The sequence below is a fragment of the Aliarcobacter faecis genome (assembly GCF_013201705.1).
Taxonomy (GTDB): domain Bacteria; phylum Campylobacterota; class Campylobacteria; order Campylobacterales; family Arcobacteraceae; genus Aliarcobacter; species Aliarcobacter faecis.
In genome coordinates this window covers 46,302-68,231 of record NZ_CP053837.1, presented here as the reverse complement: position 1 = coordinate 68,231, position 21,930 = coordinate 46,302, and the positions used below count along the sequence as shown (strand labels likewise).

The 21,930-nt window shown below is 30.9% G+C and carries 16 protein-coding genes, 2 tRNA genes and 3 rRNA genes; 13 read left to right on the top strand and 8 right to left on the bottom strand.

Going from position 1 to position 21,930, the window contains the following annotated elements; genetic code table 11:
- The first annotated feature begins 10 nt into the window (after positions 1 to 10).
- The 3 genes from aepX to AFAEC_RS00330 are packed head-to-tail and all read left to right on the top strand — an operon-like array spanning position 11 to position 3,439.
- The gene (aepX, locus tag AFAEC_RS00340; protein WP_026806806.1) at positions 11 to 1,300 is read left to right on the top strand and encodes a phosphoenolpyruvate mutase; all 1,290 of its coding nucleotides are present in this window, start codon (positions 11 to 13) and stop codon (positions 1,298 to 1,300) included.
- Positions 1,300 to 2,373 carry a thiamine pyrophosphate-dependent enzyme gene (locus tag AFAEC_RS00335; RefSeq protein WP_034216744.1) on the top strand — a complete coding sequence of 358 codons (1,074 nt, stop codon included), beginning with the start codon at positions 1,300 to 1,302 and terminating at the stop codon, positions 2,371 to 2,373. Before aepX ends, AFAEC_RS00335 begins: the two co-directional genes overlap by 1 nt.
- The gene (locus AFAEC_RS00330; RefSeq protein ID WP_027391045.1) at positions 2,366 to 3,439 is read left to right on the top strand and encodes a phosphonoacetaldehyde reductase; all 1,074 of its coding nucleotides are present in this window, start codon (positions 2,366 to 2,368) and stop codon (positions 3,437 to 3,439) included. The genes AFAEC_RS00335 and AFAEC_RS00330 overlap by 8 nt, the downstream gene beginning before the upstream one ends.
- A gap of 115 nt (positions 3,440 to 3,554) precedes the next feature.
- Here the strand turns inward: AFAEC_RS00330 and AFAEC_RS00325 are convergent, their stop codons facing one another.
- Positions 3,555 to 5,405, bottom strand: coding sequence for a 6-hydroxymethylpterin diphosphokinase MptE-like protein (locus AFAEC_RS00325; protein WP_026806809.1), 1,851 nt, complete (start codon positions 5,403 to 5,405; stop codon positions 3,555 to 3,557).
- 142 nt (positions 5,406 to 5,547) lie between these two features.
- Between AFAEC_RS00325 and AFAEC_RS00320 the strand changes: the two genes are divergently transcribed.
- Positions 5,548 to 7,593: a motility associated factor glycosyltransferase family protein gene (locus AFAEC_RS00320; RefSeq protein ID WP_026806810.1), complete on the top strand. Its 2,046-nt coding sequence runs from the start codon at positions 5,548 to 5,550 to the stop codon at positions 7,591 to 7,593.
- 74 nt (positions 7,594 to 7,667) lie between these two features.
- Here AFAEC_RS00320 and AFAEC_RS00315 read toward each other — a convergent pair whose 3' ends face one another.
- The 6 genes from AFAEC_RS00315 to AFAEC_RS00290 all read right to left on the bottom strand — a co-directional run bounded on the left by AFAEC_RS00315 (position 7,668) and on the right by AFAEC_RS00290 (position 14,470).
- Positions 7,668 to 8,513, bottom strand: a complete 846-nt coding sequence (locus tag AFAEC_RS00315; protein ID WP_026806811.1) for a flagellin — start codon at positions 8,511 to 8,513, stop codon at positions 7,668 to 7,670.
- 575 nt (positions 8,514 to 9,088) lie between these two features.
- A 5S ribosomal RNA gene (rrf, locus tag AFAEC_RS00310) occupies positions 9,089 to 9,204 on the bottom strand.
- 202 nt (positions 9,205 to 9,406) lie between these two features.
- Positions 9,407 to 12,319, bottom strand: a 23S ribosomal RNA gene (locus AFAEC_RS00305).
- Positions 12,320 to 12,669: 350 nt separating this feature from the next.
- Positions 12,670 to 12,745 (bottom strand) — tRNA-Ala (locus tag AFAEC_RS00300).
- Between the two features lie 25 nt (positions 12,746 to 12,770).
- A tRNA-Ile gene (locus AFAEC_RS00295) sits at positions 12,771 to 12,847 on the bottom strand.
- 105 nt (positions 12,848 to 12,952) lie between these two features.
- Positions 12,953 to 14,470 (bottom strand): 16S ribosomal RNA (locus AFAEC_RS00290).
- The 16S, 23S and 5S rRNA genes sit together here with 2 tRNA genes alongside, the layout of an rRNA operon.
- A 473-nt stretch (positions 14,471 to 14,943) precedes the next feature.
- Between AFAEC_RS00290 and AFAEC_RS00285 the strand changes: the two genes are divergently transcribed.
- Positions 14,944 to 15,639, top strand: coding sequence for a Bax inhibitor-1/YccA family protein (locus tag AFAEC_RS00285; RefSeq protein ID WP_026806521.1), 696 nt, complete (start codon positions 14,944 to 14,946; stop codon positions 15,637 to 15,639).
- Between the two features lie 41 nt (positions 15,640 to 15,680).
- Complete coding sequence (locus tag AFAEC_RS00280; RefSeq protein WP_026806522.1) at positions 15,681 to 16,085, top strand: hypothetical protein; 405 nt, start codon at positions 15,681 to 15,683, stop codon at positions 16,083 to 16,085.
- On the opposite strand, the gene AFAEC_RS00275 is transcribed toward AFAEC_RS00280, so the two are convergent.
- Positions 16,037 to 16,729 (bottom strand): methyltransferase, encoded by a 693-nt coding sequence (locus AFAEC_RS00275; protein ID WP_026806523.1) that lies wholly within the window; start codon positions 16,727 to 16,729, stop codon positions 16,037 to 16,039. The two genes, AFAEC_RS00280 and AFAEC_RS00275, sit on opposite strands and share 49 nt — an antisense overlap.
- 96 nt (positions 16,730 to 16,825) lie before the next feature.
- Between AFAEC_RS00275 and secG the strand changes: the two genes are divergently transcribed.
- The 7 genes from secG to AFAEC_RS00240 are packed head-to-tail and all read left to right on the top strand — an operon-like array spanning position 16,826 to position 21,919.
- Positions 16,826 to 17,179, top strand: a complete 354-nt coding sequence (gene secG / locus AFAEC_RS00270) for a preprotein translocase subunit SecG (protein WP_026806524.1) — start codon at positions 16,826 to 16,828, stop codon at positions 17,177 to 17,179.
- Positions 17,180 to 17,189: 10 nt separating this feature from the next.
- Positions 17,190 to 18,131 carry a polysaccharide deacetylase family protein gene (locus AFAEC_RS00265; protein ID WP_026806525.1) on the top strand — a complete coding sequence of 314 codons (942 nt, stop codon included), beginning with the start codon at positions 17,190 to 17,192 and terminating at the stop codon, positions 18,129 to 18,131.
- A gap of 10 nt (positions 18,132 to 18,141) precedes the next feature.
- Positions 18,142 to 18,699 (top strand): ribosome recycling factor, encoded by a 558-nt coding sequence (gene frr / locus AFAEC_RS00260; RefSeq protein ID WP_026806526.1) that lies wholly within the window; start codon positions 18,142 to 18,144, stop codon positions 18,697 to 18,699.
- Positions 18,700 to 18,701: 2 nt separating this feature from the next.
- Positions 18,702 to 19,310, top strand: coding sequence for an orotate phosphoribosyltransferase (pyrE, locus tag AFAEC_RS00255; protein ID WP_026806527.1), 609 nt, complete (start codon positions 18,702 to 18,704; stop codon positions 19,308 to 19,310).
- Positions 19,310 to 19,792: an RDD family protein gene (locus AFAEC_RS00250; protein ID WP_026806528.1), complete on the top strand. Its 483-nt coding sequence runs from the start codon at positions 19,310 to 19,312 to the stop codon at positions 19,790 to 19,792. The genes pyrE and AFAEC_RS00250 overlap by 1 nt, the downstream gene beginning before the upstream one ends.
- Positions 19,792 to 20,883, top strand: a complete 1,092-nt coding sequence (locus tag AFAEC_RS00245) for an MFS transporter (protein WP_026806529.1) — start codon at positions 19,792 to 19,794, stop codon at positions 20,881 to 20,883. The genes AFAEC_RS00250 and AFAEC_RS00245 overlap by 1 nt, the downstream gene beginning before the upstream one ends.
- Positions 20,884 to 20,929: 46 nt before the next feature.
- The gene (locus AFAEC_RS00240; RefSeq protein WP_026806530.1) at positions 20,930 to 21,919 is read left to right on the top strand and encodes a choloylglycine hydrolase family protein; all 990 of its coding nucleotides are present in this window, start codon (positions 20,930 to 20,932) and stop codon (positions 21,917 to 21,919) included.
- Positions 21,920 to 21,930: the final 11 nt, after the last annotated feature.

The window sequence follows — 21,930 nt, the reverse complement described above, 5'->3', positions numbered from 1 at the left end:
AATATAAGTTATGAAAAAAGTATATGTAGGAATGAGTGCTGATTTGGTACATCCAGGTCATATGAATATATTAAAAATAGCAGCAGGGTTAGGAGAAGTTATAGTAGGACTACTTACAGATAAAGCAATAGCAAGTTATAAAAGACTTCCTTATATGACTTATGAACAAAGAAAAGCTGTAATTGAAAATATAAAAGGTGTAAAAGAGGTAATTCCTCAAGATACTTTAGATTATAGACCAAATTTAGAACTTGTAAAACCAGATATTGTTGTTCATGGGGATGATTGGAAAGAGGGAATCCAAGCAAAAACTAGACAACAAGTTATTGATACTTTAGCCAAATGGGGTGGAGAACTAATAGAACCTTCTTATACAGATGGAATATCTTCTACACAACTAAATAAATCTTTAAAGGAACTTGGAACGACTCCAGATATTAGAAGATCTAGACTTAGAAGATTAATAGACTCAAAAGAGATTGTAAGAATTATGGAGACTCATAATGCTTTAAGTGGATTAATAGTTGAAAATATAAAAGCCAATAATGGTATAGAGTATGATGGAATGTGGTCAAGTTCTCTTACTGATAGTACTTCAAAGGGAAAACCAGATATTGAAACAGTTGATGTTACTGCTAGAATAAATACAATAAATGAGATATTTGAAGTTACTACCAAACCTATGATTTATGATGCAGATACAGGTGGAATTGCTGAACACTTTGCTTTTACAGTTAGAAGTTTAGAAAGAACAGGTGTTAGTGCAGTAATTATAGAAGATAAAACAGGTTTAAAGAAAAACTCTCTATTTGGAAATGAAGTAGAACAAACTCAAGATAGTATAGAGAATTTTTGTGAAAAGATTAGAACTGGTAAAAAATCACAAATTACAGATGATTTTATGATTATTGCTAGAATTGAAAGCCTTATCTTAAAAAAAGGAATGATTGATGCAATAACTAGAGCAAAAGCATATATTGAAGCTGGTGCAGATGGAATAATGATTCATTCAAGACAAAAAAGCCCAAATGAGATTTTGGAATTTTGTAAAATATTAAGAGAGTATAATGAAAATATTCCAATAGTTGTAGTTCCTACAAGCTTTAATCAAATCACAGCAAAAGAACTAAGTCAAGCAGGAGTTAATATAGTAATCTATGCAAATCATATGCTAAGAGCTGCATATCCAGGAATGAAAAATGTAGCACTTTCTATTTTAGAAAATGATAGAAGCCAAGAGGCTGAAGAGAAACTACTATCAATTAAAGAGATATTAGATTTAATTCCAGGTACAAGATAATGGCATTAAATACAAAAGATTTTATAAATTCACTTATAGAAGAAAACTACACACACCTTTGTGTAGTTCCTTGTAGCTTTGCAAAAGATGTTATAAATGAAGCTATAAATAATCCTAAAATAGAGTATCTTCCAAGTGCTAGTGAAGCGGTTGCTTGTAGTATTGCAGCTGGACTTAAAATGGCTGGAGCAAAACCAATAGTTATTGTTCAATCAAGTGGTGTTACAAATATGGGAAGCTGTATAACAAGCTTGCTAAAACCTTATGGAGTTACATTTCCAATTCTTACAAGCTGGAGAACATATAAAGCACCAGATAGCGAAATACAACATAAGCATCTTGCAACTGAACTTCCAACTTTAATTCACGCTTATGGATATGAAAGTCTGATTTTAGATAATAAAAATTTAACTAATACAATAGAGCAAATAGAACTTTGTAATAATACAAATACAATTGCAATAATAAAAAAAGATAGCTTCACAAAAGTAGAGCTAGATGATGAGCATAAACTAGATTTGTCAAATTATGTTCCTAGGAGTAAGTTTTTGCTCTCTTTAGATGAGAAGTTTAAAAATGATAATACACTTTTTATAGGAACAACAGGAAATACTGCAAGAGAGATGTATAGCTTTATGCCAAATACAAATAACTTCTATATGGCTGGAAATATGGGTGGAGCTTTGAGCCTTGGTTTAGGAGCAGCAAAAACAGGTAAAAAAGTAATAGTTTGTGGTGGAGATGCTGAGTTTGTAATGCATATGGGTGGACTTACAAGTGCAGGAAGATATAAAGATGAAGTTGATTTAACTTATATTTTATTTGATAATGAAACAAACAAGAGTACAGGTGGACAAAATACATATCAAAAACATATTGATTATATTGCTATTGCAAAAGCAAGTGGATTTAATGTTGTAAAAAAAACTATTATATCTTTAAAAGATTTTAATAAAACAGTAGATGATATAAAAGTAAAAAAATCATTAAACTTTTTACATATTAAGTGTGGATTTGATGATGAAACACCAAGACCACCACTTGAAGTTGTGGAGGTAAATAAATTTGACTAATTTTTCATACTATATGCCTACAAAAATTGTATTTGGTGAAAATGAACTAGAAAATATTGATAAATATTTAGATGGTAAAAAAACTCTACTTGTAACATCAAGTGGATTTATAAAAAGAGGATTGGAAGATAAAATAAAATCTCTTACTTCTTGTTTAGTATATACATTTAGTGATGTAAAATCTCATCCAGAATTTAAAGATTTAGAACTTGCTTATGAGGATATACATAAATATGAGTTTGAACAAATCCTAGCTATTGGTGGTGGAAGTGTACTTGATGCTTCAAAGTATTTCTCTATTTATAATGAAGAAAAAGATTCAAACTTTGTAACAAATCTTACAAAAGAAATAATTAATGAATGTAAGTATAAAACTATTCCTATAATCTCTCTTCCTACAACAGCAGGGACAGGTAGTGAGATAACTCCTTGGGCAACTATTTGGGATATGGATGAAAAGAAAAAGTATTCACTTCATCTGTCTGAACTTTTTCCTAAAATAGCTATATACGATGTAAAACTAACTTTAAGTCTTCCAAAAGATATTACTATTCAAACTGGGCTTGATACTTTATCTCATGCCTTGGAATCAATATGGAATAAAAATGCAAATCCTATAACTATAAACTATGCAGTAAATTCATCAAAACTAATTATGGAATATTTACCAAAACTTGCTAATGATTTACAAAATTTAGAGTATAGAACAGAGATTTTAAAGGCTTGTATGTATGCAGGACTTGCTTTTTCAAATACACAAACAGCACTCGCACATGCCATGAGTTACTATATAACAGCAAATAAAGGTGTTCCTCACGGTCTTGCTTGTAGTTTTACACTTCCAATGCTAATAGATAATATTATAGGAAAATATAATTTTATAGATAAAACTTTGATTGAGATATTTGAAGAGTTAAGCTCAAAACCACTAAGAGATATGTTAAAAAAATTAAATATCTCTACAGAATTTGAAGATTATAATATAAATAAAATAGAGTTAGAAGAGCTAAAAAATAGTTCAAAAAATAACCAAAGAGCTGGGAATAGTTTGGTATGGATAGAATGAAAATCTGTTTAACTTATAATTTTATATCAACATAGGTAATATATTATTTTTGTAGCAAGTAAAAATTAACTATTTCTCAAAAGATATCTAAAGATACCACTAAATATAGTAAAAATTATTTTATTTTATCGAATATACTGTTAAAACTATTCAAAATTTCGTAAATTTGTTTTTCTAAAATCTCATTTGCTAAATCTCTATCTTTTAACATATAAAAATATGGTAAAACTAGTTTAAAGAATCTATCAAAAATATTACATATCATAGAGTTTGGATAGTTTTCGAAAACTATTTTAAACTCTTTATAAAAATTATCTACTTTTATACCATTTAGTTTTTTTAATACTTTTTTCTCTTTTTGAATATCTTTTATATCAATACTATCTAATTTTTGTTTTGAAATATTTCTCAAACTACTTAAAAATTCATTTTTAAATATCTCTTTATCTATCTTTTCATAATTAAAATTATCTACTTTTAAAGGAAAAGAACCTTTAAAATAGGCTCCTGAACCAAGATTATAAACTTTTAAACTATTTTTATGATTAGAAATTATCTCTTCAAGACTATCTATCATATCGAGATATTCTCTAAATGTAGGTACAAACTTCTCAAAATTTCCTTTAGTATAGACTATATCATCTCTAAAATTTCCACTATCTTTTTTATTTAAATCTATTTTTCTTGAAGAGTTATGAGTTCCAATATGAGTTTTTCCACTTTCACCATCAATACTTGCATCAACTCCCAAAAGATATATTTCATTACTTCCAAGCTTTGCCAAAATATCAACACCTAAGTCTCCTACAGTAACTCCTCTTAAAAATCCGAATCCTGCAAATAACTCCAAAGCATTTTGCATAAAAAATATTTTAGTATCTTTTAATTTTGTACTAAAAAGTTCATAATCTAATTTTATTGAAACTAAAATTATAGAATTTTTATACATTTCAGGAGCTGTATTAAACTGTTCTATCATTACATCTTTTTGCCCATCAATAGCCAAAATAATATCTGGAACAATATCTAAAATTTTAAGATGTTTTAAAACAGCACTTGAAGCTACTATGATAAATTTTTCTTGATTTAAATATAGCCATTCAAAGTTTTTCTCCAAAGATACTCCAGCACCTAAGAACAGTACTTTTTTATTCTTTAGAAAAGAGTATTTTTGACTAAGATTTAATATATTTTTCTCTTCAAAGAAATAGTCATATCCTCTTTTTAGACTAATTAAGAATTCTGAGAATGGATATCTCATCTCCCCTAAATAAGTAAAAGATTTTATAAGTTCATTAATAATCTCTTCATTATTTTTATATACCAATTCATAGTGTATAAAATTATTAAACTCATATTTATATTTCATAAAATCTTTTATTATTTTATTTAACTCTATACTATTTTCACTAACTGCAAAAAATAATTTAGAATCTTTTGATAATATTTCATAATCAGTCATAAACATAGATAATCTAAATATTTCAATATTTGGTTCAATTATCAAATATGTATTTGCTTTTAAAACTTTATGAAAATCATTTATATGAACTCCCAAAAGAGTACCTATAAAAATGAATTTATTTATATTTATATCAATATTTTGGAAATTATCTATAAATTGATTTAAATATTCATAAGCATTTATTTCATTGTTATAATGATTTCTTTTTTTTAAATGCTCAATTTTTATTAAATTAAAAGCAGAACTTACACTAAAATTATTTACTCTATTTATAGAATCTGTAAATGGTTCTACTTCATATAAATTTAAACTATTTTCTAAGTAAATTAAACAAAAATTATTATCTCTAAACTCTAAAGAGTAATTTTCAATATTAAGTTTTTCAAACTCCAAAATCTTATTATATATATTTGGAACACTTTTTTTAAAAAACTCTAAATTTTTTATATAAATAGTATTTAATGTCTTTTGCAACTCTTCCAATTGTTTTGAATTATCCATTATGTTTAACTTTACCTAATCTTTTTATTTTTTAATTATCATAATTAAGTATAATAATAACTAAATTAAATGAAGATTACATTATAACTTTTAATAACTATTCTTATTTATAAAAATCTCAATCTAAAAAGAGGAAAATCTTATGACAGAAGCACAAATTCAACTACAAAATGCACTTACAACTACATTCTTAGCAAATTTGACATTTTTAAGTGAATATGACAATAAACTATACCATAGGGTAGATGAACTTTCAAGAATGATAGAAAATGGTACTTATGAAGAAAAATATGCTTTAGATTTTATTATGGAAGATGGAGATTTTGATATATATGACATAGTAAATGACAAATATTTATATAATAGAACTCCAAAAAAAAAGAATAATGAATTTATTAGAAAAGTTCAATTTGATGAAAAAGAATCTATCTTTACACTAGAAACAATATATACTACTAAAATTCTTAATCAAGATAAAATCATTGATAAATTCAATATGGAACATTTAGGAGAATCAAACTTTTTAACACAAAGAGATATTTATTCTTACTCATCAAATCTAAATGATTTTTTAGAAGATAATAAAAAAAGATTAAAAAGAATTGATAAATTTATATTTCTAGGTACACTATTAGGAAGACATATTCCAAAAATAGCAGAAAAGATAGATGCTCAAATATATTTAGTATGTGAAAGAAATCTTGAGATTTTCAGATTATCACTATTTTGTATTGATTATACAATCTTAGCAAAGAATAAAGGTGTAGTCTTTTCTATAATGGATAGTACTTTAGATGAAGAAAAAAATATAAATACTTTTCTTTCAGTATCACCCTTGGAAAATTATATATTAAAATTTTCTACTACAGGAGTGAATATTAGTGAATATATAGATAGAATACTCTCAACTTTTTTAACTATAAAACCAACTTCTTACGACTATAATAGATATTTATATACATATATTAATAGATCAACAAATATTTTATCAAATCCTTATAAAGTTCTACTATTTAATAAAATTAAAGATAATTTTGATTATTTCAAAGATTTAAAAGTACTATTTTTAGCTGCTGGTCCCTCTTTAGATGAAAATATTGAATGGATAAAAGAGAATCAAAATAAGTTTTTTATAGTAGCAATAGGAGCAGTTTATAAAAAACTCCTCTCAAAGAATATTAAAATTGATATAATAATAACCCTAGATGAACAAGAATTTTTAAATAGAACACAATTTGATGATGAAACAGTAAATAAAATAGATAGGAATACTATAATTTTTGCTTCAATGATTACAAATAAAAAAGTTTTAGAAAAATTTAATAAGGAAAATCTATTCTTTTATGAGACTTTTATTCCTTTTTACACTAATAATCTAGCCTTTAGTGGATTTAGTATTGGAGAATTATCTATAGAATTACTTCTAAATTTAAATATTAAAGAATTATATTTAATAGGTTTAGATTTTGCATTAAATCAATCAACAGGAAGCACTCACGCTCAAACAAGTAGTTCGGGATTAAATAAAAGTTTTAAATTAGAACATGATCAAGAGAAGAAAGAGTTTGGTTTAAGAAAAGGTCTTATAAAAGTAAAAGGTAATTTTCAATCAGAAGTATTTACAACAGGGTTATTTTATACCTCTATTAAATATTTAGAAAAAAGATTAATTTCAAATAATTATAAGGCTAATATTTATAATTTATCCTCACAAGGTGCATATATAGAAAATACTATTCCAAAAAGGATTAAAGATATTGAAGTTGAAAACTTTAAAGAGATTAATACTTCAGAAAATAAAATTATAAACTTACTAAATGCTAACTCTTCTGAAAACTTGGATAATAATTCTAAACAAAGAATTTATAAAGAGATAGAATTTCTGGAAAATATTTTAAGAAATGAGTTTGAGATATTTAAGAAAAGTGAATATACTACATATAATGATTTTTATAAATCAACAATATCTTTTTTATCTTCAATTACAGATTTTGAGTTTCTAAGTAGTTCTATATCACGAATTTTAATCAATTATGCACAAATTGTTTTACCTTATTTATCTTATCATTTTAATGATATAAAACTCAAAAATGAGACAAAAAAAATAAAAAAGATAAATGATATTCTATTAACACAAATATATACAATAATAAATGACTATATAAATTGTTTAAAAAGATTAAACTAAAAAAGGGGAAAAGGTTATAAACCTCTTTTCCCCCCCCCTTATAATAAAAAAGAATGATAATCAAAAACTACTTACTATTGAAGTAATCTAAGAACATTTTGTTGAACTGCATTAGCTTGGCTAATTGCATAAGATCCAGCTTGAGAAATAATATTTTGTTTGTTGAAGTTTGCAGACTCAGCAGCATAATCAACATCTCTAATAATAGACTCAGCAGCTTTAACATTTGTTGCTTGTGTCATTAAGTTTCTAACAGCTGATTCAACTTGGTTTTGAGTAGAACCTATATCTCCTCTATATCCATTCAGAGTTGTAATTGCTTCATCAATTTTAGATTGTTGATCACCAGCAATTGTTTGAGTAAGACCGCTTGCAGCTAATCCTTTTAAAGATGTTAATCCCAACCCTGAAGTATTTGATTGAATACCTGTATTAGTAATAGTATCTGAAGATTTTTCACCTACTTGAAACTTTAATCCAGCTGATGCTGATGTACTACTTGAAGACTTTTGTAATAGTGAAGTACCATTATAATTTGTCTGAGTAGCAATATTATCTAACTGTGTTAAAAGTTTATTAATATCTTTTCTAATAGACTCTCTACCAGCAGATGAAGTTGTATCAGTATTTGCTTGAATTAATTTAGACTTAATTGTATCAAGAATACTTGATTGCTCTCCCATAGATTTATCAGCAATTTGTAAAAGTGCAACAGCTGAATTACCATTTGCAATACCTTGATTAATAGATGTTGCTTGTGTTCTTAACTTATCTGCAATAGCAAGACCAGAAGCATCATCACTAGCTTTATTAATTCTAAATCCAGTAGAAAGTTTTTCTAATGAATTAGTTAAAGTCTTACTTGTATTTTGTGCAGCTTCTTGTGCAGTTAAAGATGAAACATTTGTATTAATTCTCATAATAAATCCTTTTATATTTATATGCATTGTGATAAATTTATCACATCCAAAACTTTCTTGTTTTCTTATAAAAGTCCCAAGCATAGAGTTAAAATTTTCAACTCTTCGGATTGCATCCAACCCTAAATTATTCTATAAAAGAATTATTACAAAACATTTCTTAAAATTAGATTAATTATACAAAAGCTTTTACTACAAATAGGTTAAATTGAGGGGAAAAAGAGCTTTTAATGGATAAAAGAATAAATAGATAAGAAAATAACAATAAAAGAGGTGGCTAAAAAGGATAAGAAGCTAAAATAGCTATTACATTAAAAAGGAATAGATAGTAATTTAGGTAGATGAAATGTATTAATAACTCAAAAAGAAGATGGGAGGGGGAGGAAGCTAAGAAATATAAAGTATGAATAAAAAAGGAATATGATTTAAACTAGAAAGAGAGGATAGAATAAAGTTTTGTCTAGAGCTTCGATAAATTGCAATGTGAAAAAAAGTAGGTAAAAAAAAAGCTTAGCACGATATACTGATAATAGTATAAAGAGCTAAGCTTTTGTGTGTATGTAAAAACTCAAAAGAGCTGGCGGCGACCTACGTTTCCACAAGGGGACCCTGCAGTATTATCGGCGATGAAGTGCTTGACTGCCAGGTTCGGAATGGTACTGGGTATTTCCACTTCTCTTTAACCACCAACAAATTTGAGTAAAAAAAGTTAAAGTATAAATGCTTAAAGAATATTGTAATTCTAAAAGGATTAACTCTTTCTACTCAAATTGTGATATTTGAGAATCTAATGCTAAAGTCTTTATGCTTTCATATTTGTATAACTACATATAAATCAACAAATTAAACATAAGTAAAATATGCTTAATAAGATAGTAAACCAAAGAAATGATTAAAATAAGCCAAACGTTCTATTAGTACTGGTCAGCTAAAGGGCTTACACCCATTACACACCCAGCCTATCAACCAGCTAGTCTTGCTGGGAACTTCAGGGAAAGTTCATCTTAGAGTTGGCTTCGAGCTTAGATGCTTTCAGCTCTTATCACATCCCAACGTGGCTACCCAACGATGCTCTTGGCAGAACAATTGGTACACCAGTGGTTGGTTCATCCCGGTCCTCTCGTACTAGGGACAAATCTCTTCAACTTTCCTACGCCCACGGAAGATAGGGACCGAACTGTCTCACGACGTTCTGAACCCAGCTCGCGTACCGCTTTAAATGGCGAACAGCCATACCCTTGGGACCGACTACAGCCCCAGGATGCGATGAGCCGACATCGAGGTGCCAAACCTCCCCGTCGATGTGAGCTCTTGGGGGAGATCAGCCTGTTATCCCCGGCGTACCTTTTATCCTTTGAGCGATGGCCCTTCCACGCAGAACCACCGGATCACTATGACCGACTTTCGTCTCTGTTCGACTTGTTGGTCTCACAGTCAAGCTAGTTTATGCCATTATACTCAACAAGCGATTTCCAACCGCTTTGAACTAACCTTTGTAAGCCTCCGTTACTATTTAGGAGGCGACCGCCCCAGTCAAACTACCCACCAGACATTGTCCTGAAAGAGGATAACTCTTCGCAGTTAGTAACTCAAATATTCAAGGGTGGTATCTCAAGGATGGCTCCGACTCTACTGGCGTCTAGTCATCATAGCCTCCCACCTATCCTGCACATGAATATCCAAGCTACAGTGTCAAGCTGTAGTAAAGGTGCACGGGGTCTTTCCGTCTTTCCGCGGGTAGGAGGAATTTTCACCTCCACTACAATTTCACTGGATCCCTCTTTGAGACAGCTCCCATCTCGTTACGCCATTCATGCAGGTCAGTATTTAACTGACAAGGAATTTCGCTACCTTAGGACCGTTATAGTTACGGCCGCCGTTTACTCGGGCTTCGATCAAATGCTTCGCGTGAGCTGACATCATCAATTAACCTTCGAGCACCGGGCAGGCGTCACACCTTATACATCCACTTACGTGTTAGCAAAGTGCTGTGTTTTTGGTAAACAGTCGGGAGGGACTCTTTGTTGCAACCTCTTTAGCTTTTTGAAGCAAGTTCATATACCAAAGTAGGCACACCTTATACCGAAGATACGGTGCTAGTTTGCAGAGTTCCTTAAAGAGGGTTCTTCCACGCGCCTTAGAATACTCATCCCACCCACCTGTGTCGGTTTACGGTACGGGCAACATATAATATACTTAGTGGCTTTTCTTGGCACGACAGTATCATCGATTCTCCATCTCCTCCGAAGAGTGTCAAGAGCCTGTAAGATCTCGGTCTAACGTTAAGCGGATTTGCCTACTTAACAACCTACATCCTTCGAGCCACACTTCCATCCGTGACCTCGATTAACTCTATGCGTCCCCACATCGCGCTTATATGTTGGTATTGGAATATTAACCAATTTGCCATCGTCTACCCCTTTCGGACTCGACTTAGGACCCGACTAACCCTACGATGACGAGCATCGCGTAGGAAACCTTGGGTTTTCGGCGAAGGGGATTCTCACCCCTTTTAACGCTACTCATGCCTGCATGCTCACTTCTATCCGCTCCAGCACTCCTTACCGGTATACCTTCAACGCTGAATAGAACGCTCTCCTACCACTCAATTAAAATTGAATCTAAAGCTTCGGTGTACATCTTAGCCCCGTTATATTTTCCGCGCAGAATCACTAGACCAGTGAGCTGTTACGCTTTCTTTAAAGGATGGCTGCTTCTAAGCCAACCTCCTGGTTGTCACAGTAACTCCACATCGTTTTCCACTTAGATGTAACTTAGGGACCTTAGCTGTTAGTCTGGGTTGTTCCCCTCTCGACGACGGATTTTATCACCCACCGCCTGACTCCTGTGATTCCACATATAGTATTCATAGTTTGATAGGGTTTGGTACCGCGGTAAGCAGCCCTAGCCCATTCAGTGCTCTACCCCTATATGCTACAACACAAGGCTATACCTAAATATATTTCGGAGAGAACCAGCTATCACGAAGTTTGATTGGCCTTTCACCCCTATCCACAAGTCATCCCAAGACTTTTCAACGTCAGCGGGTTCGGTCCTCCACTGGCTCTTACACCAGCTTCAACCTGCTCATGGATAGATCACTTCGTTTCGGGTCTGCAGCATCTGACTATGTCGCCCTATTAAGACTCGCTTTCGCTACGGCTTCGCACTTGGCTTAACCTTGCCAGACACCACAACTCGCAGGCTCATTATGCAAAAGGCAGTCCATCACCCTGATAAATCATAGGGCTCTGAATGATTGTAAGCTAATGGTTTCAGGTTCTATTTCACTCTGCTCGCTGCAGTACTTTTCACCTTTCCCTCACGGTACTTGTTCACTATCGATCTGTAAGTAGTATTTAGGATTGGAGGGTGGTCCCCCCAGCTTCAGTCAAAATATCACGTGTTCCGACCTACTCAGGATACCATTAAAGTTATTGAGAATTTTAATTACAGGAGTTTCACCTTCTATGCTACACTTTTCCAAGTATTTCATCTATCCTCTTTAATCTTATATCATGGTCCTACAACCCCCAATGCAAGCATTGGGTTTGTCCTAATCCGCGTTCGCTCGCCGCTACTTACGGAATCTCTTTTGATTTCTCTTCCTCTAGCTACTGAGATGTTTCACTTCACTAGGTTTGCTCCCCGTAGGGTAATATAATTCTCATTATATTGGGTTGCCCCATTCAGAAATCCACGGATCAAAGCTCTTTGGCAGCTCCCCGTGGCTTATCGCAGCCTAATACGTCTTTCTTCGCCTCTTACAGTCTAGGCATCCACCATTAGCCCTTAATAGCTTATATACGGAGCCTAAAAAAATCTTACGATTTTATTCAGGTTCCTTTTTTCTTGCCTATAAATATAATTTCTTATATTTATAAATTTGATAATATTCTTTGGCTACTATCTTATTAAACATATATATCTCTATATACTCTAATAATCTAGTTGTGTTATCTATAGTTAATTTAATATCTCTATTAAATTTTAGATATGAAATTTTTTTGTTTTAAAATTAAATATTTCTATTTAACCTTACGAAAAAAATTAAAAGACTTTAACATTATATTTTTAAATATCTTTAGAAACTTCTATTTAAAGCTCTAATATAAATCTTATATCTCTATAAAACTTATATTAAATCTCTCTTTAGTGGTGGAGAATAGCGGGATCGAACCGCTGACCTCCTGCGTGCAAAGCAGGCGCTCTCCCAGCTGAGCTAATTCCCCACTCTAATCTTTTAAGATTATTTAATGGTGGGCCTATCAGGACTTGAACCTGAGACCTCACGATTATCAGTCGAGCGCTCTAGCCAGCTGAGCTATAGGCCCATTTCACCTATTTATCAAATAATCTTTATAAACCGAATATATTATCTTGATTTTCTTTTTTTCTCTTTTGAATCATTAAGAAACAAATCTTAATTCTATTCTCTGAAAGGAGGTGATCCAACCGCAGGTTCTCCTACGGTTACCTTGTTACGACTTCACCCCAGTCGCTGAATCCACTGTGGAAGGTAGCTATTTTAGCATCCCCGCTTCGAATGAGTTCAACTCCCATGGTGTGACGGGCGGTGAGTACAAGACCCGGGAACGTATTCACCGTAGCATAGCTGATCTACGATTACTAGCGATTCCAACTTCATGTAGTCGAGTTGCAGACTACAATCCGAACTGGGAGGTATTTTATAAGATTTGCTCCACATCACTGTATTGCCGCTCTTTGTATACCCCATTGTAGCACGTGTGTAGCCCTGGACGTAAGGGCCATGATGACTTGACGTCATCCTCACCTTCCTCCTACTTGCGTAGGCAGTCTCCTTAGAGTTCTCAGCCGAACTGTTAGCAACTAAGGACGAGGGTTGCGCTCGTTGCGGGACTTAACCCAACATCTCACGACACGAGCTGACGACAGCCGTGCAGCACCTGTATGCAAGTTTCTGCAAGCAGACACTAATCTATCTCTAAATCATTCTTACTATGTCAAGTCCAGGTAAGGTTCTTCGTGTATCGTCGAATTAAACCACATGCTCCACCGCTTGTGCGGGTCCCCGTCTATTCCTTTGAGTTTTAATCTTGCGACCGTACTCCCCAGGCGGTACACTTAATGTGTTAACTGCATTACTGCAAGATCTAGTCTCACAACAACTAGTGTACATCGTTTAGGGCGTGGACTACCAGGGTATCTAATCCTGTTTGCTCCCCACGCTTTCGCATCTCAGCGTCAATAATGTTCCAGTAGATCGCCTTCGCAATCGGTATTCCTTCTGATCTCTACGGATTTTACCCCTACACCAGAAATTCCATCTACCTCTCCCACATTCTAGATTAACAGTTTTCAAAGCAGTTCTATAGTTAAGCTATAGGATTTCACTTCAAACTTATCAATCCGCCTACATGCTCTTTACGCCCAGTGATTCCGAGTAACGCTTGCACCCCCCGTATTACCGCGGCTGCTGGCACGGAGTTAGCCGGTGCTTATTCATATAATACCGTCATTATCTTCTTATATAAAAGGAGTTTACGCACCGAAATGTGTCATCCTCCACGCGGCGTTGCTGCATCAGACTTTCGTCCATTGTGCAATATTCCCCACTGCTGCCTCCCGTAGGAGTCTGGACCGTGTCTCAGTTCCAGTGTGACTGATCATCCTCTCAAACCAGTTATGTGTCATTGTCTTGGTAGGCCATTACCCCACCAACTAACTGATACAATACAGGCCAATCTCTTACCGATAAATCTTTCCCTTATTAACTTATGTTAATAAGGAGTATAAGGTATTAGCAAACGTTTCCATTTGTTATCCCTTAGTAAGAGGCACATTACCTATACATTACTCACCCGTGCGCCACTTAGCTGACAACTATAGCAAGCTATAGCCCGTTCTCGTTCGACTTGCATGTGTTAAGCACGCCGCCAGCGTTCACTCTGAGCCAGGATCAAACTCTCCATAAATTTTTTATTCTATATTTAAAGTATGTATTTATATACATAAAAATTAAATATCTTTTATCTTTTTATAGTGTTTGAAACTGACATATTTTATAATTACTCTAAATTTCTCAATTTATTGTTAGTTACAAAATTATCACTCAAATTTATAGACAAGAATTTACTTCTTGTTCTTTTTTATTTTTTTTGAATATCAAGTTTAACATATTCGGTTTACAAAGATTACTTCACTTCTTCTTTACAAACTTACTTATCCTTTTAAAGATCGTAATTTTAACCCTCTGTGGTCAAATTGGACGGGAATTATAATAGGTTTTTTCCACTTTGTCAAGAGGTTTCTTATTAAATCTAGCTTAAATTTGCGGATTTGCGTTTTATTTACCTTTTATTTACCAAATTTATATACTATAATGTCTAACTTAATATATTTATTAAGAAAAATTTGTTTTCAAACTTTAAAATAAAAGGAAGAGAAAATGTATAACAGAGATTATTTAACTGATCAAACATCTCAGTATTCACAAGAATCATCACAAGCTTCTATGATAAGCTTTTTAAAAGCTACATATCAATTGTTTGCTGGTTCACTTTTAGCAGCAACTGCTGGAGCTTATATTGGATTAGGAATTGTTAATATTTTAGCAGGTCCAATGAAATGGGTTTTATTTGCAATAGAAATTGCTCTAATTTGGTTTGTAATTCCTAGAGTTAAACATACTCCAGGTGTTAATTTAGCTGTATTATTTGTATTTACATTTATTACAGGTCTTACAATTGCACCTTTATTGTACTCTATTTTTGCAATGCCTGATGGTGCTGCTATTGTTGGACAAGCATTTTTAATGACATCTATTGCATTTGGTGCAATATCTATGTTTGCTATGACAACTAAAAGAGATTTTAGTTCTATGGGGAAATTCTTATTCATTGCTTTAATTATTATGATTGTTGCTGGTATCTCAAATATCTTTATTCAATCATCAATGATGCAATTAATGATAGCAAGTGCTGGAGCTTTAATTTTCTCTGCATTTATTTTGTACGATACACAAAATATAATAAAAGGAAACTATGACTCTCCTGTTGAAGCTGCTTTATCTTTATATTTAGATTTCTTTAATCTATTTATATCACTTCTTCAGATTCTTGGTATTGCAAGAAATAATGAATAAAATAAAAAGAGGTTAGAAATAGCCTCTTTTTTAATAAAAATATGCAAAGTAATACTTTAAGAATAATAGACGCAAACCTTAATAGATTAAGAGAAGGAATTAGAGTTGTAGAAGATATTTTTAGATATATCTACAATAATAAAGAGATTTCTATAAAATTAAAAGAGTTAAGACATCTTGCTAGAGTTGAAAATTTTTTTGAGATTTTAGAAGCAAGGGATGTCCAAAATGATGTTTTACGAACATCAATAAAAAGTGAACAAAATAGAACTGATTTAAACTCAATTTTAATAGCAAACTTTAAAAGAGCACAAGAGAGTGCTAGAGTCTTAGAAGAGCTTACAAAATTAACTTCAATAAAAGATAGTGAAAACTTTAAATATATAAGATATGAACTTTATAATTTAGAGATTGTTTTAACAAAAATAACTTCAAATTCTAAATAATTTAAACTATACTCTTTATAAAGTTTTTTTGCTTTTTCAAAAGATAGTTCATTACTTCCACTAACACCTGATTTCTTAATATAATCAAACAAAGATTTTTTATCCTCAAACTCTAAGTTATAAGAAATTTTTTCAAATTCACATAAAAAATATTTAGAAAAAGCCTCTTTTATACTTTGTTCATCTAATATTGGTGATTTAGAATTTGTAATATTTTGAATAGTTTTAAAAGTATTTGAAGTGAATAAAACTGCATTTATCTCTTTTGTAATCTTTGATAAAGCCTCTATAATTTTTTTTAAATCATTAGACCATTGTAGGGCAGATGAAGATAAAACCATATCAAAACTCTCTTTTTTTATCTCTTTAAAAAACTCAACACTGTCAAAATTTAGACATTTAACACTTAAATTCTTTGCTTTTGGATGGAGTTCACACATCTGCTTTGAGCCATCTATTGCTAAATATTTATTAAATTCCCAATTTATATTTGAAAAGATTTGTCCTGAACCACAACCTAATTCCAAAATCCTCTTAGGTTTTGATTTTAGTTCTCTCACCAATGATTTTGCACAAATTTGTTGAATAATATTATATGATTTATACTCTTTTGCATATTTTGAAAATTGGTTTTTTTCTTGCATCTATCTCTTTAAGATTAAAATTTAAGTTTTATTTTAGCTAGTTTTTAATAAGCATTGGATAAAATAGACACCATTTTTTAAAAAGGAATATAGATAATGACATCTACACTTTTAATAGTTCAATTTGTTTTAGCAGTGCTTATTGTAATTGTAGTGCTTCTTCAAAAAAGCTCAAGTATGGGGCTTGGAGCATATAGCGGAAGCAATGAATCACTTTTCGGAGCGAAAGGACCTGCTAATTTTCTAACAAAAGCAACTATGGCTTTAGGTTTAGCATTTGTTATAAATACACTAGTTTTAGGTTATACATACAATCAAGAGAGAAATAAAAGTGCTATTGATTCAGTAAAACAAGAATCTTTAATACCAGCAAATCCAACTCCTGTTCAATCTGCACCAACGGCTCCAGTTGCTCCAACAACTGATAACAAAGTACCTGAAAGCAAATAATTAATCACTTATGAAGTATCTTTTACTTCTTTACTTTTTACCTTTGTATCTTTTTGCAGATGCAAAGGTTTTTGTTTATCATAGATTTGATGATTCAAAACATCAAAGTACAAATACAAGTCTAAAAGAGTTAAAAAAACAATTTGAATATTTTAAAACAAATAATTATGAAGTTGTTCCTTTAGAAAAGATTTTAACTAAGCTTCAAAATAATGAAGAAATTCCATCAAACTGGGTTGCACTTACAATAGATGATGCTTACAAAAGCTTTTATACAAATGGTTTAAAACTTTTCAAAGAATATGGTTATCCTTTTACTCTTTTTGTATATGTTGAAGCAACTAATGATAAATATGGTGATTTTATGACTTGGGATGAGTTAAAAGAGACAAAAAAGTATGGGGATATAGAACTTCATTCATACTCTCATAAATCTTTAGTAAAACTTTTAGATGAAGATATAGAAAAAGATACACAAAAAGCTATTGAACTTTTTGAGAAGAATATGGGCTATAAAGCAAAAATCTACTCTTATCCATATGGTGAATATGATGATAGAGTAAAAAACAGACTAAAAGAATTTGATTTTATCTCAATATTAAATCAGAATAATGGTTCAATAAACTCTAAAAGCGATATTTTTGATATAAATAGAATTGCTTTAGTTGGTAATGTAAATATAGAAGAGAAAATCAAATATAATAGCTTGGAAGTAGAATGGATTGAACCAAAAGAGTATCCAAAAGATGGGATATTAAAAAGTATTAAAGCTAAAGTTGATCCAAAAATTGAGAAAGCAAAAGTTTTTGTATCTACTTATGGTTGGCAAGATGTAAAAGTAAATAATGGTATAATTGAAATTCAATTAAATAAAAAACTAAATTTAGCTAGAAATAGAGTTGCAATAAGCACGGATTATTATACTATTTCAAATAAATTATTAATCAAATAAAGGAGAATTAATGTTGAATGAAGTTTATTCACAAACAAAAGAGCAAATGGAGAAATCTATTGAATCTCTAAAAAGAGATTACAAAACTTTACGAACAGGTAAAGTAAATGTAAATATTTTGGACAACATCAAAGTTGATTACTATGGAACACCAACTGATTTAAGCCAAGTTGGTTCTGTTTTGGCAACTGATGCTACAACTATTACAATTAGTCCTTGGGAAAAAAACCTTTTAGGAACTATTGAAAAAGCTATTCAAACTGCAAATATAGGAGTAAATCCAAACAATAATGGAGAAGTAATCAAACTATTTTTTCCACCAATGACAGTTGAACAAAGACAAGAAACTGCAAAACAAGCTAAGGTTATGACTGATAATGCAAAAGTTGCAATTAGAAATATTAGACAAAATGCAAATACAAAAATTAAAAATCTTCTAAAAGATAAAGAGATAACAGAAGATGATAGTAAAAAAGCACAAGATGAAGTTCAAAAAATAACTGATAGTTTTGTTATAAAAGCTGATGAAACTTTAAAAACTAAAGAGAAAGAGATTTTAACGGTATAAATATGAATATAGAACAAATTTATAAAAATTCTAATGCTCTTCTTGAGGGGCATTTTAAACTAAGTAGTGGTAACCATTCTAGTTTTTATCTACAAAGTGCAAAAGTTTTGGAAGATCCAAAAACAGCAAAACTTTTAGCTGAAGCATTAGCAGTTGAGATAAAAAAATCTGGAATAAAAATAGATGCTGTTTGTGCTCCAGCACTAGGTGGTTTAATAGCTGGATTTGCTCTTGCAACTGCTTTAGATGTACGATTTATCTTTGCTGAAAGAGCTGAAGGTGAAATGACTATAAGAAGAGGGTTTGAAGTAAAAGAAGGTGAAAAATATCTAGTTTGTGAAGATATTATAACAACTGGTGGAAGTGCATTAGAAGCTGCAAGAGAAATTGTAAAAGGTGGCGGAGTTGTAGTAGCTTATGCGGCTTTAGCAAATAGAGGTTTTTGTCAAAGAGTGGGAAGTGAAATAGAGAGAAAAGATAACTGTAAATTACCACTTGATAAACCACTTTTTGCACTAGAAGATTTTGCATTTGAAATGTATAGTCCAGAAACTTGCCCTATGTGTAAAGAGGGTAGTATAGCTATAAAACCTGGTAGTAGAGGGAACTAATGGCAAAATGGAGAGATGTAAAACAAAATAGAATTAAAAAATCTGATGAAAAGTCTATAAAACAAGCTTTAAAATCAAATGGTTTTGCAACTCTTGGGAAAAGGCTTAAAGCCTTTTTAATTGACCTATTCCTAGTAACTACTCCAATATTTTATATTGTAATCTATTTTATAATGGGTGGAGGAGAAGGTTTTGCACAAAATAGAATTTTAGGTTGGAGTATTATTTTAATTGTTGTTTTTTTAATACTTATATCTTTATGGCTTAAAAATGGTCAAACACCAGGGCTTAAAGCTTATGGAATAAAACTTGTAGATAAAACTACAAAAGAGAAAATCAACTTTTTTCAAGCTCTTATTCGTTACTTTGCAACACTTTTCTCAATCATTTTAATAGTTCCACTTTTTTATCCATTTTTTAATAAAGAGAAAAAAACTGTACAAGATATACTTTCAAGTACAATAATAATAGATGAAGAGTAATGCTCTTTTTTAATCTATCTGCATTTTATTTTTTCTATTTTGCAGCAACAGGAATATATGTAATCTTTTTACCAAAAGTTTTAAATGATATAGGATATAGCTATTTTGATATAGGTGTGGTTCTAGCTGTTGCTCCTTTAATGAGATTTTTAGTACCTTTTTTATTTCTAAAGCATATCAAACTCGATAGCTCAATGTTTACAAAATCACTTTTTATAGCTATTTTAGGAGCTACTTTATTTTATCTTACTATTAATAATTTTTATCTATTTTTAGTAAATAATGCTATTTTAGCGGCTGCTTTATCTCTTATCTTACCATATTTAGAAATTACTGCTATATCAATTCTAGGGAAAGAGAAGTATGGAAAATCAAGGCTTTTTGGTTCTATTGGATTTATGGTAATAGCTTTAGTTCTTGCAAAACTTTTAACAAATAGTTTTGTGGCTATTCACTTTTATTTAGCTGTTATTATACTAACTGTAATTTTTTCTCTACTTTTACTAAAATATGATAAAAAAAATGATGTAATAAATAGTTCAAATGAGAGTTTGAATTTTTTTAAATATCTTCCTTTTTGGTTAGCACTATTTTTTATGCAATTAAGTTTTGGTTCTTTTTACAACTTCTTTACAATCTATGAAACAGATAATGGAATAAGTCTTGAAATAACATCTTATCTTTGGTCTTTTGGAGTAGTTTGTGAAATTTTAATGCTATATTTTCAAGCACCAATTTTAAAAAACAATCTTTTAAATATTATAAAATTTTGTTTAGCTATCACCTCTTTTAGATGGTTTTTACTCTTTTTATTTCCAAACTCTTTAGAAATTGCCTTTTTAACTCAAAGTATTCATGCTTTCTCTTTTGGGCTTTTTCATAGTGCAGTTGTGATTTATCTATACTCTATTTATGAAAATAAAAAGTTGGCTCAACAATTTATGTATGGAGTTGCTTATGGACTTGGAGGATTCTTAGGAGCCTTAATTGCTGGAAAAACTTATGGAGAATCTCTATTTTTATATAGTGCAATATTTGCTTTCATCGCTTTTTTATCACTATTTTTTATGAAAAAAAAGATTTTAAATTAAGCTAATACATATATAATTACCCTTACTTTTTATTAGGGAGAGAATTATGTGTACAAGTATTTTTACAAAAACATTAGACAAAAATTATATGTTATCTAGAACTATGGATTTTGAAATTGAGTTAGAAACATATCCGACATATATTCCAAGAGATTATAAATGGATTTCCAAAGCAGACAGCAAAGAGTATATAACAAAATATGGCTTTATTGGAGCTGGTTCATTAGGGCTTAATTTTGTAGCTGATGGTGTAAATGAGTGTGGACTTTCAATTGCAGAACTTTATCTTCCAGACGAAGTTAAATATTTAGATAAAGCCAATAGTAATAAAAACAACTTTGCCCCTCATGAGCTTATTTTATATATTTTAGGTAACTGCAAATCAATTAGTGAAGTAGAAGCTATTATTAATAATATCGCTATTGTAAATAGTCCTGTTCCAAAACTAAACATAGTAGTTCCTCTACATTGGATTATTACAGATTCAACTGGTCGTTGTGTTGTAATTGAGCCAACTACAGAAGAACTTAAACTTAAAGAAAATCCAGTTGGAGTTATGACAAATACTCCACAACTTGAGTGGCATATTCAGAATTTAAGAAACTATTTAAATGTTCGCCCAAAACAGTATGAAGCAGTAAAATTTGGAGAGTACATAGCAAAACCATTTTCACAAGGAACAGGAACTGCTGGTTTACCAGGAGGATATACACCACCTGAAAGATTTGTTCGTGCAGCATTTTTTAAAGAGCATATAGAAACTGCTAAAAATGAGCAAATGGGTGTAACTAATGCTTATCATATTTTAAACAGTGTTCGTATTCCAAAAGGAGCGGTAATAACTAATACTGGAGCTTTAGATTACACTTTATATGTAAGTTGTATGTGTAACAATAGTAAAACTTACTACTTCTCTTCATATGAAAATCATCAAATTAATAAATTAGTACTAAACGATGAGTTACTTAAAAAAAGTGAACCAATTATTTTTAAATATGATTCAAAAAATGAGAATTTTAATACATTAACAATTTAAAATAAAAAACT